The sequence below is a fragment of the Rhizobium sp. P32RR-XVIII genome (genome assembly GCF_012641395.1).
Classification (GTDB): domain Bacteria; phylum Pseudomonadota; class Alphaproteobacteria; order Rhizobiales; family Rhizobiaceae; genus Rhizobium.
On the sequence record NZ_JABAIH010000005.1, the window covers coordinates 386454 to 404723 of the forward strand.

At 60.9% G+C, this 18270-nt stretch carries 21 protein-coding genes and 1 riboswitch; of the genes, 12 read left to right on the top strand and 9 right to left on the bottom strand.

What is annotated here, in order from left to right:
• Positions 1 to 27: 27 nt before the first annotated feature.
• On the bottom strand, positions 28 to 333 hold the full coding sequence (locus HGP14_RS17805; RefSeq protein ID WP_168831181.1) for a flagellar basal body protein: 306 nt from the start codon (positions 331 to 333) through the stop codon (positions 28 to 30).
• Between the two features lie 533 nt (positions 334 to 866).
• Here HGP14_RS17805 and HGP14_RS17810 point away from each other — a divergent pair.
• The gene (locus HGP14_RS17810) at positions 867 to 2549 is read left to right on the top strand and encodes an arylsulfatase (protein ID WP_168831182.1); all 1683 of its coding nucleotides are present in this window, start codon (positions 867 to 869) and stop codon (positions 2547 to 2549) included.
• Between the two features lie 73 nt (positions 2550 to 2622).
• On the opposite strand, the gene HGP14_RS17815 is transcribed toward HGP14_RS17810, so the two are convergent.
• A complete protein-coding gene (locus tag HGP14_RS17815) occupies positions 2623 to 3633 on the bottom strand; it encodes a trypsin-like serine peptidase (protein ID WP_168831183.1) in 1011 nt (336 codons plus the stop codon).
• Positions 3634 to 3762: 129 nt separating this feature from the next.
• Between HGP14_RS17815 and HGP14_RS17820 the strand changes: the two genes are divergently transcribed.
• Entirely contained in the window at positions 3763 to 4563 is an 801-nt protein-coding gene (locus tag HGP14_RS17820) for a class I SAM-dependent methyltransferase (RefSeq protein ID WP_168831184.1), read from the top strand.
• A 42-nt stretch (positions 4564 to 4605) separates the two neighbouring features.
• Here the strand turns inward: HGP14_RS17820 and HGP14_RS17825 are convergent, their stop codons facing one another.
• The 4 genes from HGP14_RS17825 to gcvT form a co-directional block, all read right to left on the bottom strand.
• Positions 4606 to 4989: a VOC family protein gene (locus HGP14_RS17825; RefSeq protein ID WP_168831185.1), complete on the bottom strand. Its 384-nt coding sequence runs from the start codon at positions 4987 to 4989 to the stop codon at positions 4606 to 4608.
• A gap of 160 nt (positions 4990 to 5149) precedes the next feature.
• The gene (gene gcvP / locus HGP14_RS17830; protein WP_168831186.1) at positions 5150 to 8014 is read right to left on the bottom strand and encodes an aminomethyl-transferring glycine dehydrogenase; all 2865 of its coding nucleotides are present in this window, start codon (positions 8012 to 8014) and stop codon (positions 5150 to 5152) included.
• Positions 8014 to 8376 (bottom strand): glycine cleavage system protein GcvH, encoded by a 363-nt coding sequence (gene gcvH / locus HGP14_RS17835; RefSeq protein WP_168831187.1) that lies wholly within the window; start codon positions 8374 to 8376, stop codon positions 8014 to 8016. Before gcvH ends, gcvP begins: the two co-directional genes overlap by 1 nt.
• 23 nt (positions 8377 to 8399) lie before the next feature.
• Entirely contained in the window at positions 8400 to 9536 is a 1137-nt protein-coding gene (gene gcvT, locus HGP14_RS17840) for a glycine cleavage system aminomethyltransferase GcvT (RefSeq protein WP_168831188.1), read from the bottom strand.
• A 152-nt stretch (positions 9537 to 9688) separates the two neighbouring features.
• Positions 9689 to 9782, bottom strand: a riboswitch (glycine riboswitch).
• A 24-nt stretch (positions 9783 to 9806) separates the two neighbouring features.
• Between gcvT and HGP14_RS36235 the strand changes: the two genes are divergently transcribed.
• The 3 genes from HGP14_RS36235 to HGP14_RS17850 all read left to right on the top strand — a co-directional run bounded on the left by HGP14_RS36235 (position 9807) and on the right by HGP14_RS17850 (position 11363).
• Entirely contained in the window at positions 9807 to 9938 is a 132-nt protein-coding gene (locus tag HGP14_RS36235) for a hypothetical protein (RefSeq protein WP_281408099.1), read from the top strand.
• Positions 9938 to 10318, top strand: coding sequence for a hypothetical protein (locus tag HGP14_RS17845; protein WP_168831189.1), 381 nt, complete (start codon positions 9938 to 9940; stop codon positions 10316 to 10318). Before HGP14_RS36235 ends, HGP14_RS17845 begins: the two co-directional genes overlap by 1 nt.
• 79 nt (positions 10319 to 10397) lie before the next feature.
• Positions 10398 to 11363: a copper chaperone PCu(A)C gene (locus tag HGP14_RS17850; protein WP_168831190.1), complete on the top strand. Its 966-nt coding sequence runs from the start codon at positions 10398 to 10400 to the stop codon at positions 11361 to 11363.
• A 56-nt stretch (positions 11364 to 11419) separates the two neighbouring features.
• Here the strand turns inward: HGP14_RS17850 and HGP14_RS17855 are convergent, their stop codons facing one another.
• Positions 11420 to 11686, bottom strand: a complete 267-nt coding sequence (locus HGP14_RS17855) for a hypothetical protein (RefSeq protein ID WP_168831191.1) — start codon at positions 11684 to 11686, stop codon at positions 11420 to 11422.
• 118 nt (positions 11687 to 11804) lie between these two features.
• On the opposite strand from HGP14_RS17855, the gene crcB reads away from it, so the two are divergent.
• From crcB to HGP14_RS17890, 7 genes are all read left to right on the top strand, one after another.
• The gene (gene crcB, locus HGP14_RS17860) at positions 11805 to 12182 is read left to right on the top strand and encodes a fluoride efflux transporter CrcB (RefSeq protein ID WP_168831192.1); all 378 of its coding nucleotides are present in this window, start codon (positions 11805 to 11807) and stop codon (positions 12180 to 12182) included.
• A gap of 85 nt (positions 12183 to 12267) precedes the next feature.
• Positions 12268 to 13263 carry an RluA family pseudouridine synthase gene (locus tag HGP14_RS17865; protein WP_168831193.1) on the top strand — a complete coding sequence of 332 codons (996 nt, stop codon included), beginning with the start codon at positions 12268 to 12270 and terminating at the stop codon, positions 13261 to 13263.
• Positions 13260 to 13910, top strand: a complete 651-nt coding sequence (locus HGP14_RS17870; RefSeq protein ID WP_168831194.1) for an HAD-IA family hydrolase — start codon at positions 13260 to 13262, stop codon at positions 13908 to 13910. The genes HGP14_RS17865 and HGP14_RS17870 overlap by 4 nt, the downstream gene beginning before the upstream one ends.
• Before the next feature lie 9 nt (positions 13911 to 13919).
• Positions 13920 to 14708 (top strand): ATP12 family chaperone protein, encoded by a 789-nt coding sequence (locus HGP14_RS17875; protein WP_168831195.1) that lies wholly within the window; start codon positions 13920 to 13922, stop codon positions 14706 to 14708.
• Between the two features lie 67 nt (positions 14709 to 14775).
• Entirely contained in the window at positions 14776 to 15234 is a 459-nt protein-coding gene (locus HGP14_RS17880; protein WP_168831196.1) for a hypothetical protein, read from the top strand.
• A gap of 35 nt (positions 15235 to 15269) precedes the next feature.
• Positions 15270 to 16802 carry an acyl-CoA carboxylase subunit beta gene (locus HGP14_RS17885; RefSeq protein WP_168831197.1) on the top strand — a complete coding sequence of 511 codons (1533 nt, stop codon included), beginning with the start codon at positions 15270 to 15272 and terminating at the stop codon, positions 16800 to 16802.
• 76 nt (positions 16803 to 16878) lie between these two features.
• On the top strand, positions 16879 to 17265 hold the full coding sequence (locus HGP14_RS17890) for a DoxX family protein (protein WP_168831198.1): 387 nt from the start codon (positions 16879 to 16881) through the stop codon (positions 17263 to 17265).
• Between the two features lie 25 nt (positions 17266 to 17290).
• On the opposite strand, the gene sugE is transcribed toward HGP14_RS17890, so the two are convergent.
• Positions 17291 to 17605 (bottom strand): quaternary ammonium compound efflux SMR transporter SugE, encoded by a 315-nt coding sequence (sugE, locus tag HGP14_RS17895; protein ID WP_168831199.1) that lies wholly within the window; start codon positions 17603 to 17605, stop codon positions 17291 to 17293.
• A 189-nt stretch (positions 17606 to 17794) separates the two neighbouring features.
• Positions 17795 to 18256, bottom strand: a complete 462-nt coding sequence (locus HGP14_RS17900; protein WP_168831200.1) for a YaiI/YqxD family protein — start codon at positions 18254 to 18256, stop codon at positions 17795 to 17797.
• Positions 18257 to 18270 lie beyond the last annotated feature (14 nt).

The window sequence follows — 18270 nt, forward strand, 5'->3', positions numbered from 1 at the left end:
ATGCGCGGGATCGGCGGGCGCGCTTTCCTAATCCCGCTTTATGCTCATCAGCACGTCCCACATGTCCGCACCTGTCTCGAACACGCTGGCGCTGGCGGCAAAGCTCTGCTTGGCTTGGAGCAGGTCTGTCAGTTCGGTGGCCGGATCGACTTCGCCATCGGTCTGGCTGACGATCGCCTGAACGCCATTCGGGGAGAGGGATTGCAGGCGGGTATTCAGCGCCTGGTACCCGGGCGTACTGGCATTCGCAACATTGTTGGCAATTGCGCTTACGCGCGTCGTCTGCGCCAGCATTCCCGAAAGAGCGGTACTCGTGATGCCTGATATGCTCATCGGTCCTATCCCTGAAAGGTTAGATGGAGCCTTTCTACAGGCAGGAGCTTAGGGAATGCTGAAGGGGCTGGGTTAGCGAAGAGCTGCAAGCAGGCGCGCATTATCGCGGTTTCTGTATTGTATTGGCACGGAACTCAGCCGACAGCGCCTGCTTCTCGGCGGAACCGGCCCACCGTGGGTTTCGGCATTCCTTCATACCAAAGGATGCGGCCACTCGCGTGCGACGAGAGCTTTCAATCTGGCAGTGAAGGTAAAGATGTGCCATATTCGCGCTTAGGACGACTGCCTACACTGGGGCAGACGCCAGAGCGAGCATTTTATCGCTAGCCATTGACGCTTCGATGGCGGGGACGCCTATCGCCACCTTATGGCGACTAATCAGAGCTGCATTCACATACCCAGTATATCCCGCTGTGCCGGCCGCCGCGCCGCGCAGTTTCACAAACTCAGATCGTCGCAGACATGAGGGTGTGTACCCTTATGCTGTGAGAAGACAATCGCGATTTAGACCAAGTGAAACGGAGGGTATAATCATGAGTAGCACGAGAAATCTTTGCCTTGGTTTGCTGGCTTCCGCGTTCGCCACCGCGCTGGGTGCGCCGACTGTCGCACAGCAGCAGCCAAAACCTAACATCCTTGTCATTATGGGCGACGATATCGGCTGGTTCAACCTTGGCGCCTATCACCGCGGAATCATGTCCGGGAAGACGCCCAACCTCGACAAGCTGGCGTCCGAAGGCATGATGTTCACCGACTATTATGCAGAGGCGAGTTGCACTGCCGGCCGGGCGAGTTTCATCACCGGAGAAATTCCATTGCGTACCGGCCTGACGACTGTTGGTCAGGCGGGCGCGGACGTTGGCATGCCTGACAAGGCGGCAACCCTAGCCGCCGTTCTCAAGAACGAGGGATATGCCACCGGTCAGTTCGGCAAGAACCATCTTGGCGACTTGAACAAGTATCTGCCGACACTGCATGGCTTCGATGAGTTCTTTGGCTATCTCTATCACCTCGATGCGATGTCAGACCCCTATTGGTATTCGTTTCCGAATGACCAATCGTACCGGGATAAAGTCGGGCCGCGCAATTTGGTCCACACCTTTGCAATGGACACGGACGACACGACCGAGCAGCCGCGCTGGGGCAAGATCGGCAAGCAGAGGATCGTGGACGAGGGTCCCCTGGCACCATATCCCGACATGTCCAACGTGCCGAACATGCATGACGTCATGCCCAAGGCCAAGTACGACATGGGCACGTTCGACGAAGTGCTGGTCAAGGCTTCGTGCGACTTCATGGACAAAGCCAAGACTGACGCCAAGCCGTTTTTCGTCTGGCACAACACGACGCGCATGCACGTCTGGACTTTTCTGTCGCCTAAATACCAAGCCCTCATGAACAGCGACTCCAACTATGGCCTTGAGGAAGCCGGAGTGGCGCAGCTTGATGACAACGTCGGCGCTCTTCTCAAATGCGTGGAAGATGCGGGCGAGACCGACAACACCATTGTCGTCTTCACGACCGACAATGGGGCGGAGGTGTTTACCTGGCCCGATGGCGGCATGACCCCGTTCAAGGGCACCAAGGGTACCGTGATGGAAGGTGGCTTCCGCGCACCGGCCATCATTCGCTGGCCGGGCAAGGTCAGGCCGGGTACCGTCGAGAATGGTATATTTTCGGCCCTGGATTGGTTCCCGACGCTGGCGGCGGCCGCTGGCAACACCGAGATCACCGACCAGCTGCTTAAAGGTGTGAAGCTGGGCGATACGACCTACAAGAACCATCTTGATGGCTACAATCAGATGGACCTGTTGATGGGCAAATCACCATCCGCGCGGCATGAGTTTTTCTACTTCGCCGGCCCTGCTCTCGGGGCAGTTCGGATCGATAACTTCAAGTTCCAGTTCTTGCAGCAGCCGCAGGGCTGGCCCGGCGGAAAGGTAACGACGGACATGCCCACCATGGTCAATATCCGTCAGGATCCCTTCGAGCGGACACCATCGATTGGCGAGCAAAGCCTCAATGACCTCGGCGGAGGTTACATGAATGACTTCTTTGCCCGCGAGTTCTGGCGCTTCGTCAGCGTCCAGCAGGAAGTCGGGAAACTTGCCCTCACGGCAGTTGACTACCCGCCGATGCAGGACCCGGCTTCCTTCAATCTCGATGCTGTGAAGAGGCAGATCGACGCGGCCATCCGGAACAAGCCGGGCAACTAGTCGAGTGCGGTCAAGACCACGGGCGGCCCGGAAGGGCTGCCCTGTTCTCCTGAACGCGCAGGCGCCCGTCGGTCTATTGCCAGTTATCCCAGCCGTAGCGAACCACGCCGACCATCGGACCGCCGCCGGCGAATACGCCGCGAACGGGATCCCATCCATCGGCCTCGTAGCCGCTCTTGACGCCGCCGACACGAGGGTCGCCGTCGATCCAGTCCCAGAGCGGACCGCCCGACCAGCCGCCGGCGAAGGCGGTGGAATAATCGACCTCCAGTTCCAGGCTGTCGTTGTCGTCGCCATCGATATCCTCGATGTCAATGTTGACGTCCATCACCGGATCCTGTCCACTCATATAGACTGAGGGATAGCCGATGCTGAGCCAGCGGCGGTCGTAATATTTGTCCTCGTCGCCGAAGGACTGCGAGCCCATCCAGCCGACACGCTCGCCGAGCGGGGCATAGAGGCGGCAGATGACGTAGTCGAGACCGTAGGGATCCTCATGCGGCCGATATCCGTGAACCGATTGCACGTAGGAGCGTCCATAGGGCTCAAGGCCGCTGACGTAGCCGGGCGAAAAGCGCATCCACCAGCCTTCTGGCGGATGATCCCATGGCATCAGGTGGCTGGCAGTCAACATCAGATTTGGCCCAACCAGCGTGCCCGTGCCCCAGCCGAGAGGACGATCGAAACTCGTTCCGTGGCCATACTCGACGCGGCCGACGGTGGAATAAGGATAAAGGCAAGGCGGCAGTTCCGATCGGCTCAACGTCTTCATCACCGGCAGCCCAAGAAGCAGGAGCGTGGTGGCGCGAGGGAAGGCCATGGCGTTGGGCCGGCGGGCGCGGGGCCGAAATGGTATGAGGGGCGGTAGATGGGTGAGCGTTGTCCAGGCGGGGCGATAACCCTCGATGATCCCCGCTGTCGGCATCTTGAGCGCCGTGATTGGCTCCAGCACGGCATCTTTGCCGCTCTGTCCCTCGCAGGCTTTGCCGGCGACCTGTTCGGTCAGGATCGCTTTCTTGATATCGTCGGGGAAGGGCTCCGTCGCTGGCTGGTCGGGGAGTGCCCACAATTCCATAGCGTCCATCGTACTCTCCTCTCCTGTTCGAGCACTCAGAATATGAAAACATGCTAATGTTTTAAAGGCAATCTGGGGGCGATGCCTTGGCAATCTTCCAGTCGAGGTTTACCATCTGTTCGGCAGATGGAGGCTCGCATGTCTTCAAGCTTCACTGTTCACGATGCGGCTGGCTACGAACAGCTCATGGGACGCTGGAGCCAGAAGCTCGCGCTTCCATTCATAGAGTTCGCGGGCCTCGCCGATGGCGAGAAAGTACTTGACATCGGCTGCGGCACCGGCAGCCTCACCTTCGCGCTCGACCGAGCCGCCAGTCTCGGCGAGATCACCGCGATCGACTATTCGCCCGTCTTCGTCGAGGAGACAATTCGGCGCAACACCAGCCCTCGCATTAAGATCAGCCAGGCGGATGCCTGCTCCTTGCCATTTGAAGACGGAACCTTCGACCGTGCTTTGGCGCTGCTCGTCCTACATTTCGTGCCCGAGGCCGATACGGCGGTGGCGGAGATGGGCCGCGTCGTGCGGCCCGGCGGCACGGTGGCGGCAGCCGTCTGGGATCATCTCGGCGGCATGCCGGTCATGCGCATGATGGTCGACACGGTGGCGGCGCTCAGTGAGGCCGGGCGCCAGCTACGCAGTCGCTATTGCTTTCAGCCGATGATGCAGCCGGGCGAAATGAAGCGGGCTTTTGTCGAGCAAGGCCTCATGGATGTTGCGGAGACACAGCTGCTGATCCGCATGGAATACCAGAACTTCGCTGACTTCTGGGCACCTATCGCCGCGGGCGAAGGGCCTCTTGGTCAATATATGACGACGCTCGGCGCCTCGGAGCGAGCCCGCGTCGATGCCGCCATCCGCGATGCCTATGAGGCGGGGCGACCGGACGGCGCGCGATCCTTTGCCAATGTCGCGTGGGCCTGCCGAGGCATTGTTCCCTGAGGCCCAAGCAGCTCGAGTGCGAGGGGCCGCTACAGCAGACTGTCATTGCTGTGCCGGCTGGAAGAGTTCGACGAAATTCCCGGAAGGATCGACCAGCAGGATTTGAGCGCCTCCGGGCCCTTTGACGATGTCGTTCCGGAAACGGACGCCAGCAGTGCGCAGCCGCGCGACGGTGGCAGGCAAATCATCAACGATGAGATGAATGCGATTCCAGCCGCCCGGCTTTGGCTGTTCGCCATCCGGCATAGGCCGACCAGCCGAGCTTGTCGGCCCGCTCAAAAGGAGCCGTAAATTCCCCAGCTGCACATCCGCGAAGGCCGGAGCATAGTTCGTCAGAAGCGAGAAGCCGAGGTGGCTCGTATACCATGTGATAGCGGCCTCCACATCATCGACCATGTAGCGGACATTGACGGTGGTTTCCGGCATTGTTCTCACTCCCGCACTCAACGGGCACGTTCAGGCTGACCCGTGGCCGTCATGCACACGCCACTACTTTTACCACAGCTGAGGCACGGCCGATCGAAAAAAGCGAAGTGAGATTTGCAGGAGCCCCTTCTCCCGGGGCAGGGAGAAGGGGATCTTCAAGTTATTCGGCAGCCTCGGCGTAGCTCTCCACCGGCGGGCAGGTGCAGAGCAGGTTGCGGTCGCCATAGACGTTGTCGACGCGGTTGACCGGCGACCAGTATTTGTCGACGCGGAAGGCACCTGGCGGGAAGCAGGCCTGTTCGCGCGAGTATGGGCGGTCCCATTCGCCGACCAGGTCTTCGACCGTGTGCGGGGCATTCTTCAGCGGGTTGTTCGCCTTGTCGGAGCGGCCTTCCTCGATGTCGCGGGCTTCCTGGCGGATCGCCAGCATCGCCTCGCAAAAGCGGTCGAGTTCGGCCTTGGTTTCCGATTCAGTCGGCTCGATCATCAATGTGCCTGATACCGGCCAGCTCATGGTCGGTGCGTGGAAGCCGCAGTCGATCAGGCGCTTGGCGACGTCGTCGACCGTGACGCCGGCGCTGTCGACCAGCGGGCGCGTGTCGATGATGCATTCATGCGCGACACGGCCGGCCTCGGATTTGTAGAGCACGTCGTAGGCGCCCTTGAGGCGGGCGGCGATGTAGTTGGCATTGAGGATCGCGACCTTGGTCGCCTGCGTCAGGCCTTCGCCGCCCATCATCAGGCAGTAGCTCCACGAGATCGGCAGGATCGACGCCGAGCCGAAGGCTGCCGCCGAGACCGCACCGGAGCGACCGTCGGTTTCCGGATGGCCGGGGAGGTAGGGCGCCAGATGCGCCTTGACGCCGATCGGCCCCATGCCAGGACCGCCGCCGCCGTGCGGAATGCAGAAGGTCTTGTGCAGGTTGAGGTGGGAAACGTCCGAGCCGATGTCACCGGGACGGGACAGGCCGACCATGGCGTTCATGTTGGCGCCGTCGAGATAGACCTGGCCGCCGTGGCTATGGACGATGTCGCAGATTTCCCTGACGGTCTCCTCGAAGACGCCGTGCGTCGACGGGTAGGTGATCATGCAGCAGGAGAGGTTCTCCGAATACTGCTCCGCCTTGGCACGGAAGTCATCCATGTCGATGTCGCCGTTGTCGCGAACCTTGACCACGACCACCTTCATGCCGGCCATCTGCGCAGAGGCTGGGTTGGTGCCGTGTGCCGAGGTCGGGATGAGGCAGACGTCGCGATGCGTATCGCCATTCGCCAGGTGATAGTTGCGGATCGTCAAGAGGCCGGCATATTCGCCCTGCGCGCCGGAATTCGGCTGCATCGAGAAGGCGTCGTAGCCGGTCACCGCGCAGAGCTTTTCGATGAGATCGTCGATCATCTCGCGATAGCCCAGCGCTTGGTCGGCCGGCACGAAAGGATGGATGTCGGAAAATTCCGGCCAGGTGATCGGCAGCATTTCCGCCGTCGCATTCAGCTTCATCGTGCAGGAACCGAGCGGGATCATCGCCCGGTCGAGCGCCAGGTCGCGGTCCGAAAGCCGGCGGATGTAGCGGGTCATTTCGCTTTCGGCGCGGTTCATGTGGAAGATCGGATGCGTCAGGTAATCGCTGGTGCGCAGCAGATCCTTCGGCAGGCGGTAGCCCGGCTCGAAATCGGCGATCGCGAAGTTGCCGCCGAAGGCGCGCCAGACGGCCTCAAGGGTTGCAGGGCGGGTGCGCTCGTCGAGGCTCATGCCGATCTTCGTATCGCCCACCTTGCGAAGGTTGACGCCTTCCGCAACGGCGGCGCGCAGGATGAGGCCCTGCATATGGCCGACGTCCACGGTGAACGTGTCGAAGAAGGTTTCCGGCTCGACCGTGTAGCCGAGCTTTTCGAGACCCTTTGCCATCAGCACCGCCTTCTGGTGGACCTGCTGGGCAATCGCCTTGATGCCCTTCGGACCGTGGAAAACGGCATACATGGAGGCCATCACGGCCAGCAGCACCTGTGCGGTGCAGATGTTCGACGTCGCCTTTTCGCGGCGGATATGCTGCTCGCGGGTCTGCAGCGACAGGCGGTAAGCGCGGTTACCGCGCGCATCGACGGAGACGCCGACGAGACGGCCGGGCATGGAGCGCTTGATCGCATCCTTGACGGACATGTAGGCCGCATGCGGACCGCCATAGCCGACCGGAACGCCGAAGCGCTGCGAGGAGCCGATGGCGATATCGGCGCCCATTTCGCCAGGCGACTTCAGGAGCGTCAGGGCCAGGATATCGGCTGCGACGACGGCGATCGCGCCGGTCTGGTGGAGGCGGGCGATCAGGCCGGAGAAATCATGCACATGGCCGTGCGTGCCCGGATACTGGAAGATCGCGCCGAAGACTTCAGTCGGGTCGAGATCGGTGAAAGGGTTGCCGACGATGACGGTCCAGCCGAGCGGCTCGGCGCGGGTGCGGATGAGCGCGATTGTCTGCGGATGGCAGTCGGCATCGACGAAGAAGGCCTTTGCCTTCGACTTGGAGACGCGTTCGGCCATAGCCATGGCTTCGGCGGCGGCCGTGGCCTCGTCGAGCAGCGAGGCATTGGCGACGTCGAGGCCGGTGAGGTCGCAGATCATCGTCTGGTAGTTCAGCAGCGCCTCGAGGCGGCCCTGGCTGATTTCAGGCTGGTAGGGCGTGTAGGCCGTGTACCAGGCCGGGTTTTCGAGGATGGTGCGCTGGATGACCGGCGGCGTGATCGTGCCGTAATATCCCTGGCCGATCAGCGAGGTCAGCACCTTGTTCTTGTTGGCGGTCTCGCGCAGCTTGTCGAGCGCCTCGCGCTCTGTCATCGGGGCGCCCCATGCCAGCGGCTGCTTCTGGCGGATGGAGGGTGGCACCGTCGCATCAATCAAGGCATTGAGGCTGCCGTAGCCGATGACCTTCAGCATGTCAGCCATTTCAGCCGGCGAGGGGCCGATATGGCGGCGATTGGCGAAGTCGTAGGGCTGGTAGTCCGTGAACTGGAATTCCGTGGGCGTCGTCATTACGCGGTGAGCTCCTTGTAGGCCGCCTCTTCGAGGAGGCCATCTGCATCGGCCGGGTTCTTGAGCTTCAGCTTGAAGAACCAGCCGGCACCCTGCGGGTCGGAATTCACCAGCGACGGATCGGCGGTAATTGCCAGGTTGACTTCAGTGATCTCGCCATCGAGCGGACAATAAACGTCGGAAGCAGCCTTTACGGATTCGACCGTCGCGGCGGCATCATTCTTGGAGAAGCTGCTGCCTACTTCTGGCAGTTCGACGAAAACGAGGTCGCCGAGTTGATCGACGGCATAGCTCGTGATCCCGACCGTCGCAACGCCGCCTTCAATCTTCAGCCACTCGTGTTCTTCGGTAAATTTCAGCATGGTTCGTCCTCTCTGGAAAACTATTAGCGTTTATAGGTCGGCGTGATGAAGGGAAGCGCAATGACGGTGAGGGGCAGGTACTTGCCGCGCACTTCGGCGTAAATCTGAGTTCCCGCGGCCGAATGCGAAACCGGCACGTAGCCCATGGCAACCGGACCTTCTACACTGGGACCGAAGCCGCCCGAGGTGACTTCGCCGATCTCGGTCTTGCCTTCGGCATCCGCGTAAAGCTTTGAGTGGCCGCGCACCGGCGCCTTGCCCTCGGGCTTCAGGCCGACGCGGCGGCGCTTGGCGCCATTGTCGAGTTCGGAAAGAATGCGTTCGGCACCCGGAAAACCGCCGGCGCGCGCTCCGCCCGTCCTACGGGCCTTCTGCATGGCCCATTCGAGCGCGGCCTCGATCGGCGTAGTCGTCGTGTCAATGTCGTTGCCATAGAGGCAGAGACCGGCTTCCAGCCGAAGTGAATCGCGGGCTCCAAGACCGATCGGCTGCACGTCCGGATGCTCGAGCAGCCGTTTGGCGATATCTTCGGCCATCTCCTGCGGTACCGAGATTTCGTAGCCGTCTTCGCCGGTGTAGCCGGAGCGGGACACAAGACAGGAGACATCGTGCAGGCGGCAATGGCGCACGTCCATGAACTTCATCGCGGCGACGTCGGCCCAGAGTTCGGCGAGCACATCGACTGCGTGCGGCCCCTGAAGAGCGATCAGTGCCCGATCGAGCACGGTAATGTCGCAGCGGTCGCCGATATGCTTCCGCAGATGCGCGACGTCGGCCTCCTTGCAGGCGGCGTTGACCACGACGAAGAGGTGGTCGTCGAGATGGGCGATCATCAGGTCGTCGAGGATGCCGCCGTTCTCGTCGGTGAAGAAGCCATAACGCTGGCGCCCTTCCGCCAGACCGAGGATGTCCACCGGGACGAGGCTTTCCAGCGCAAGCGCGGCGTCTTCGTATTTGCCGGACTTCGCCTTCACGATGACCTGGCCCATGTGCGAGACATCGAACAGGCCGCCTGCGGTGCGCGTCTGCAGGTGTTCCTTCATGACGCCCGCCGGATATTGCACCGGCATCTCGTAGCCTGCAAAGGGGACCATGCGGGCGCCGAGCGAAAGATGCAGCGCGTGAAGCGGAGTTTTCTTGAGGGCAGCAGTATCGTCCAATGACGCCTCCGGGGTTTGCGCGTGGAATCCCAAGCGCGGGCTCAAATCTGCAGGCACCGCCGCGCCTGTCTTTCGAGCCCCCTCTGTCCCTGTGCCTGAGATTGTTATCCCTTCGGCGAGCGTTTCGAGAACGCTTCTCTCCAGAGTTCCGTCTGCCCCTTGTGGTCCTTTTGCCTGAGAGTTTCCGGGGCGGTTGCTCCTTCGGCACCGGTCGCTAGCGGACCGGATTCTCCCAACAAGGTCGCCGCAATTATCCGGCGGAGCGGGTTGTTGGCAAGGGGGAATGTCGCCGCCGAGCAAATTTTTGTCGCGCTTTCCGTGGGCCAGCGTCTGATCTGCGGCAAAACGCTTTTGCTTTTTGCCGGTAAAGTGGTTAATCGCAAAGTCGCCGAGGGGATTTGATGACGGACAGGAGCCGAAGAGCTGGGATGCTGACACGCGTAGTCTGCGCGTTGAGCCTGCTTTTGCTCGGCCTTGCGCATCAGGCTCCGCAGGTCTCGGCCGAGCCCGCTTATAACGGCGCGGAATACGGCCTGCCGGACGGCTCGTATGCCTCGCTCTGCGTGACGGTCACCGACACTGATGGCAGGGCGGTTCCGCCGAAGCCGAATTGTGAAGTCTGCCGGCTCGCGGCTTCCGTCATTTTGCCAGGGCCTGACTCCGGCTCGTGGCTGCATCTCGAATTCGCCTCGCTGCATAATCCGCCGGTTGAGGCGCATGTGACTATCGGCGCGCGTGCCGTCGAACAGCCGAAATCCAGGGGGCCCCCGGCTCTGGTCTGATCTCCAGCCATGACCGAAATGACACTATAGTGCCGGTACGCCAGGGTTCGCAGGTAGTAACCGGCGGGGAGATATTCCAATGAAGGCAATTAAAACACTCGGCGGCGTCGCGCTGCTTTCCGCTACCACGTTCACCGCCGCGCAGGCACATGTGAGTTTCCTAGATCCGCAGGCGCCGCAAGAGAAGACGATCCTTGTCACGCTGCAGGTCTCGCATGGATGCGACGGCAAGACGACGAACGAGGTACAGGTCAAACTGCCCGAAGGGTTTGTGTTCGCAAAGCCGCAGCCAAAGGCGGGCTGGGAACTCGAGATCGTCAAGGGCGACTACAAGAAGAGTTACGACAATCACGGCACCGCAGTAACATCCGGCGCTGTCGAGATCCGCTGGAAGGGCGGCAATCTCTCCGACGATTTCTACGACACCTTCGTCATTCAGGGTAAGATCTCTAGGGTCGAAGGCGGGACGCCGCTCGCTTTTCCGGTCACCCAGCTTTGTGGCGATGCCGTAGCAGCTTGGGATGAGGTCGCCAAGGAAGGCGGCAATCCGCACAAGCTCAAAAACCCGGCGCCGTTGCTGACGGTCGTTGCAGGCGCGGAACATGATCACGGCCATGATGATATGGCTGGCATGGATATGAGCGGCATGGCAGGTGACACGGTAACGCTCGGCGATCTCCAGATTTCCGGCGCTTTTGCAAAGGCGATGCTTCCCGGCCAGCCGGTCGGTGGCGGCTTCTTCACCATCAGCAACAACGGCAAGACCGACGACAGGCTCGTCTCGATCTCGTCCCCCAATGCGGGCGAAGTTGAATTGCACGAGATGGCGATGCAGGACAATGTCATGAAGATGCGGGAGCTGAAGGACGGTATTCCCGTGCCGGCTGGCGGGACCGTGACGCTCGCACCGGGAGGCCTGCACCTGATGTTCCAGAAGGTCAAGGCGCCGTTCAAGCAGGGCGACAGCGTGCCCGTGACACTGACCTTCGAGAAAGCCGGCAAGGTCGATCTGACGTTGAAGGTGCTTTCGGCTCAGGGCAAGTGATCAGGCGGAGGCCCGCGGCATGCGTCGCGGGCTTTTCGCTTCCCCGGCGACGGAATTCAGGAATCTTCGTAGGATTTCAGAGCCTGCCGTAAACCGGCCTGCGGCTGCTTGTTGCCACTCGTCATGAGGTCGAGAGCGATCTCGGTCGATTGGATGATGTTCTGGGTTTCCTCGACTTCATCCGCCGTCGTGCCCTTGAGCTGGCGATCGGCGATACGGCGCGCATCCTTGGCGGCAATGCTCGCAGGCACGCGGGGAGCGATCCTCAGCGTCTCGAAAGCGGCAGCGGCGGTGCTCGCGGATATCGTAATGACCTGTGCCATACTGATATGGTACAGGCTCTTTGTTTGTGTCCGGCTAAAGAAATTAATAGCATTTTACTGAACTGCAGATCTTTTCCTGCCGCTTGGAATCCATGGATTTGTGACGTAAGGCGAACGCATGATTCAGGCTTTTCTTGTGGGCGCCGGCGGCGCCATCGGTTCGCTTCTGAGATATTATGTCGGCCAATGGTCGCTTCGGCTCATGGGGCCGAACTTTCCGTGGGGCACGCTGATCATCAACATCGTGGGATGCTTTGCCATCGGCGTTCTTGCTGAAATGATCGCACGCAGGTTCAACGCCTCTGTCGAACTGAGGCTTCTGCTCATCACCGGCTTTCTCGGCGGCTTCACAACCTTCTCGGCCTTTTCGCTCGATGCGATTTCGCTCTTCGAGCGCGGCGACGCTGTCTCCGGCTGGCTCTACATCACCGCAAGCGTCGGGTTTTCGATGGCCGCTGTCACGGCTGGACTCGCCGCGGCGCGTGCTTTGATCTGAAAGGCGGTTTCCGCGCGCGGAAAAATGATCTAAAGCCAGCGGCAACAGCCGCGTGGCGCGCTCAAGATATCCCGAAAGAACAAGAATGGCCGGTATCGAACATATCAAGGTGGAAGCCGACGAGGCGGGCATGCGGCTCGACCGCTGGTTCAAGGTTCATTTTCCGGGCCTCGGCTTCGGCCAGCTGCAGAAGCTGTTGCGCTCGGGCCAGGTCCGCGTCGACGGCGGGCGGGTCAAGACCGACGCGCGCGTGCAGCCCGGCCAAATGGTCCGCGTGCCACCGCTCGATGTCGACACCAAGGTGAAATCAGGGCCGATTGCCGGCAAGGACCTGAAGCACTCCGGTGATGCGGAGCTTCTGGCCCGCATGGTCCTTCACGAGGACGACAAGGTGATCGTGCTCAACAAACCTGCCGGCCTCGCCGTTCAGGGCGGCTCCGGCGTCAGCCGTCACATCGACAAGATGCTGGAGGCATGGACGAGCCCGAAGGGCGAAAAGCCGCGGCTCGTGCATCGTCTCGACCGCGATACATCGGGCGTACTCGTGATCGCCCGCACGCGCGGGGCGGCGCAGAAGCTCACCGCGGCCTTCCGCGAGCGGGATACCAAGAAAACCTATTGGTCGCTGGTGAAGGGCGTGCCTCGCAAGCACGAGGACAAGATCTCCACCTGGCTGGTCAAGGAGGCGACCGCGGACGGCGATCGCATGCGTATCGCCAAGCATGGCGAGGATGGTGCGGATCATGCCGTATCCTACTACCGCGTGCTCGAAACGGCAGCACAGCGCCTCGCATGGCTTGAGATGGAGCCCTATACCGGCCGGACGCACCAGCTCCGCGTTCACGCGCTCCATATCGGCCATCCGATCATCGGCGATCCGAAATATTTCGACGACGACCCGAATTGGGATTTCCCGGGCGGCATCCAGAAGCGCCTGCATCTGCACGCGCGCCATATCGATATTCCGCACCCCTCCGGTGGCCGCCTCCGCATTACGGCGCCACTGCCGCCACACATGGTGCAAAGCTGGAACCTGCTTGGCTTCGATGAAAATTCGGCAGACGGAGCTTATGACGAATGAAGCTCGTTCTGTTCGATTGCGACGGCACGCTGGTTGACAGCGCAAGCCTCATCCACGAAGTCATGGCCCGAACTTTCGAGCATTTCGGTCACGAACGGCCCGCGGTTGCGGCGACCAAGTCCATCATTGGCCTGACGCTCGACATTGCCATTGCCCGTATGCAAGGCAAGCCGCATGTCGACGACGAGGCGATTGCCATGACCGCGCACTATAAGGCGATCTATATGGATGTCCGTCAGGAGCCGGGCATGGACGTTCCGCTGTTCGCCGGCATAAAGCCGATGATCGAGACGCTGGCCGAAAGGGAAGACATCCTGATCGGCGCCGTCACCGGAAAATCGCGACGTGGGCTCGTGAACATTCTGGAAACCCACGGTTTCGCGCCGCATTTCATCGTCTCCCGAACAGCCGACGATTGTCCGTCCAAACCGCATCCGGCGATGGTGACCGAATGCTGTGACGAGGCCGGGATGAGCCCGGCCGATGCCATTGTCGTCGGCGACGCAATTTACGACATGCAGATGGCAAAGGCTGCAGGTGCGAAGGCAATCGGTGTATCCTGGGGATATGCGAGTGTTGACGATCTGATCGCCGGCGGCGCTGATGCCATCGCCTACCATCCGAATGACGTGCTTTCCAATTTTTGAGGTGACGCTATGCGCGACCTGCTGAACGACCTATCCGAGGGCCTGAGCCATCCTGATCCGACCCGCCGTGCGCAGATCCAGATGAAGAAGCCGCTTCCGGCTCGCTTCTACAAAAGCGCGGCGGTTGCAGAGCGGGGGGATGAGGGTTTCGCAATCGAGCTCGACGGCAAGGTCGTGCGCACCCCGGCCAAGCAGATTCTGGCGGTGCCGGTTCGGGCGCTGGCGGATCTCATCGCCGCCGAATGGGATGCGCAGGCGGAGGTCATCGATCCGGTGACCATGCCGGTGACCCGTCTCGTCAACACCGCGCTGGACGGCGTTGCCAACGACCCGCAAGCCGTCTTTGAAGATATCTTGCGTTTCTCCACGAGCGATCTTCTCTGCTATCGCGCCGAAAGCCCCGAAGCTCTGGTGCAGCGCCAGACCGAGCGTTGGGATCCGGTTCTCGATTGGGCGGCGAACGATCTCGGCGCGCGGTTCATCCTAATCGAAGGCGTCATGCACCACGAACAGCCCCGCGAGGCCATCGCCGCGCTTGGGGTCACGCTGCGGAGACATGACAGTCCGCTCGCGCTTGCCGCGCTCCACACCATGACGACGCTCACAGGGTCAGCAATACTTGCACTCGCTTTCGCTGAACGCCACCTGACGACGGAGGAAGTCTGGTCGCTTGCGCATCTCGACGAGGACTGGACGATCGAGCGTTGGGGCAGCGACGAGGAGGCCGAGCTACGCCGCGCCAAGCGCTTTGATGAGTTCAAGGCTGCGGCGGATGTTTTTTTGGCGCTAAGGGCCTGAAAGACATTGCTTTGCGGACCGTTATGACGAAATCTGCGACTCCAATTGGGGAGCGCGGAATTTCGGGATGAGACGGTTGAGGTCGTGTTTTTGTCAGCTGATGCTGATTTGCGCCACGCTGACGGCCTGTGCGAGCTGGTTCTCCAGCGAACCGCCCGGTCCCATCTACGATGTTCGCAGCGCCGTCGTTCTAGGCGGCCCCGAGGTATCGCGAGAATTGCTCTCGGGTATCGGCGATCGCATAAATTCCGCCATCAATGCGACGGTTCGCACCGAGGTCTATCCGCGCGTCGTGCTGACGATTCGCGTCGCTTCCGTCCAAAAGGCGGTCGGTTTCGATCGGAACCGAAACGTTGCCAAGATCAGGATAGACGCTGCTTCCGTGGACGATGGTTCGGTCATCGCTGTCAGCGCTTTCGAGGTTACGAGCACCGCAAATGATGAGAAGATGGTCGATCAGATCCTCGCGGAGGATGTCGCCGCGCGCATCCGTTCGGCCTTCCAGCTCACGGCCGGCGGCGCTTGAAATCATGCCGCAATTTCTGCGGCGAGGGGAGATTCATGAAGGAAGTTCTCGAAGAGCTCGAGCGGCGCCGTGAGGTTGCCCGGCAAGGCGGCGGCCGCGCGCGCATCGAAGCGCAGCACAAGCGTGGCAAGCTGACGGCGCGCGAGCGCATCGACCTCTTTCTCGATGAAGGCTCGTTTGAGGAGTTCGACATGTTCGTCGAGCACCGGTCGACGGCTTTCGGCATGGACAAGAGCCGTATCGCCGGCGACGGCGTCGTCACCGGCTGGGGAACGGTCAACGGGCGGACCGTCTTCGTCTTCGCCAAGGATTTCACCGTCTTCGGCGGTTCGCTTTCCGAGGCGCATGCCGAGAAGATCATGAAGGTGCAGGACATGGCGCTCAAGAACCGAGCGCCGATCGTCGGCATCTATGACGCGGGCGGTGCGCGCATTCAGGAAGGCGTTGCGGCGCTCGGCGGCTATGCCGAGGTCTTCCAGCGCAATGTGCTCGCCTCCGGCGTCATTCCGCAGATTTCGGTGATCATGGGGCCGTGCGCGGGCGGTGACGTCTATTCGCCTGCCATGACCGATTTCATCTTCATGGTGCGCGACACCTCCTACATGTTCGTCACCGGCCCTGACGTCGTGAAGACCGTCACCAACGAAACCGTGACGTCCGAGGAACTTGGCGGCGCGACCGTCCATACAACGCGCTCCTCGATCGCCGACGGCGCCTATGACAATGATGTCGATACGCTGCTGCAGGTCCGGCGCCTTGTGGATTTCCTGCCTCTGTCGAATACCTCGCCGGTGCCGGAGATCGAATGTTACCAGTCGGTGACCGATGCGGACATGTCGCTGGACACGCTCGTCCCGGCCAATGCCAACAAACCGTATGACATCAAGGAACTGATCAACAAAGTTGCCGACGAAGGCGATTTCTTCGAGATTCAAGCCAGCTTCGCCAAGAACATCGTCTGCGGTTTCGGACGCATCGAAGGTTCGACTGTCGGCTTTGTGGCCAACCAGCCGATGGTGCTCGCCGGCGTGCTCGACAGCGATGCGTCGCGCAAGGCCGCGCGTTTCGTTCGCTTCTGCGACTGCTTCAATATTCCGATCGTCACCTTTGTCGATGTTCCGGGCTTCCTGCCGGGGACAGCGCAGGAATATGGCGGCCTGATCAAGCATGGCGCAAAGCTGCTTTTTGCCTATGCGGAGGCCACGGTGCCCAAACTGACGGTCATTACCCGCAAGGCCTTCGGCGGGGCCTACGACGTGATGGCCTCCAAGCATTTGCGAGGCGACCTCAACTACGCCTGGCCGACGGCACAGATCGCCGTGATGGGAGCGAAGGGCGCTGTGGAGATCATCTTCCGCAAGGATATCGCCGATCCGGAAAAGATCGCCGCACATACGAAGATGTACGAAGATCGATTCCTGTCGCCCTTCGTTGCCGCGGAGCGGGGCTATATCGATGAGGTGATCATGCCGCATTCGACGAGACGGCGTTTGGCGCGGGGTCTGAAGATGCTTCGCAACAAGGATCTCTCGAATCCCTGGAAGAAACACGACAATATTCCGCTCTGACGAATAAAATCGGCTCTGAGGTGTTTAGGCGCAAAAGCGTCCGGGGGGCGCGGCTTAGACTTGATCGGAGAATTTGATGTTGGAATTCGAGCGCCTCGGGCAGTACCGGCCATATGCCCTTGCAGTTCTCAGGATTGTCACCGCGCTTCTGTTCATGGAACACGCAACGCAAAAGCTCTTCAATTTTCCGCCGTGGCAATATGGCGAGATGACAACGCTGTTCACCGTTGCGGGCGTCATTGAGCTCATCGGCAGCGTCTTCATCATTCTTGGGCTTTTCACCCGGCCGGTTGCGTTCCTCCTGAGCGGCGAGATGGCGATCGCCTATTTCATGGAGCATCTCCCGATCAGCATCTTTCCAGTCATCAACGACGGGGACGGCGCCGTGCTTTTCTGCTTTATTTTCCTGTATCTGGTTTTTGCGGGGGGCGGCGCCTGGTCGTTGGACAGCCGCCGCGCCTGATATCGTCTGCTTGGGACTTGCGGCTTCAGGATACGAATTTCAGCCCCGCAATCCCTAGCACGATCAGACCGATGCAAGCGAGCCGCGTGGCGGTTGCGGGGTCACCGAGCAGCCAGACGCCCAGCAGCACCGTTCCGACGGTGCCGATGCCGGTCCAAACTGCATAGGCGGTACCGACTGGCAAAGTTTTGACCGCAAGTCCAAGAAGGACAACGCTGATAACCATCGACACCGCCGTGAAAATTGTCGGCACGGGGCGTGTGAAGCCATCGGTGTATTTCAAGCCGATTGCCCAACCACATTCGAAAAGACCTGCAAGAAACAACAGGAACCAAGCCATTTTGCTCTCCTTTAGCAAGAGCGAGGCCGTCCCCGCGACATTTGCGCCCGGAAGTCAGGCGCCGCAGTCGTCTGCGTCGACGCCTATATGCACAGTTTGACGGCTGGTTTCAAGTTGGGGATTGGCATAGCTGCCATGCCACCCGTTTCTTGCGTTCCTCGGAAAACGGGCAGGGCCTCGATGACCCAGTCAGTCTGTACTGGTCTGTGATATGCTCTTCGCGCGGCGGCAGAGCCGGTCGAAGGTTTCGAGAAAACGCGACCGGTCCTTCGGCCCGAAGGAGGCATTGTAACCTTTGCTCTCGCCAGTCTCGCGGAGATGCGCACCGAGGTCGCGCATGGCGCTCGCCATGCCGATGTTCGTTTCGTCAAAGACACGGCCGGACGGGCCGCAGACGAGCGAACCGGATGCAACACACCTGACCGCCAGAGGTACGTCTGCCGTCACCACGACGTCGCCCTTCGTTGCATGTTCCGCAATCCAGTTGTCGGCGGCATCGAAGGCATTGGAGACGATGACGTTATGAACCATCGGATCCCGCGACGACCGGAGCCCGGAATTGGCGACAAACGTCACTTCGATTCCGTGGCGTTCCGCAACTTTGAGAATTTCCGATTTCACGGGGCAAGCGTCTGCATCGACGTAGATCATGAATTTCAATCTGC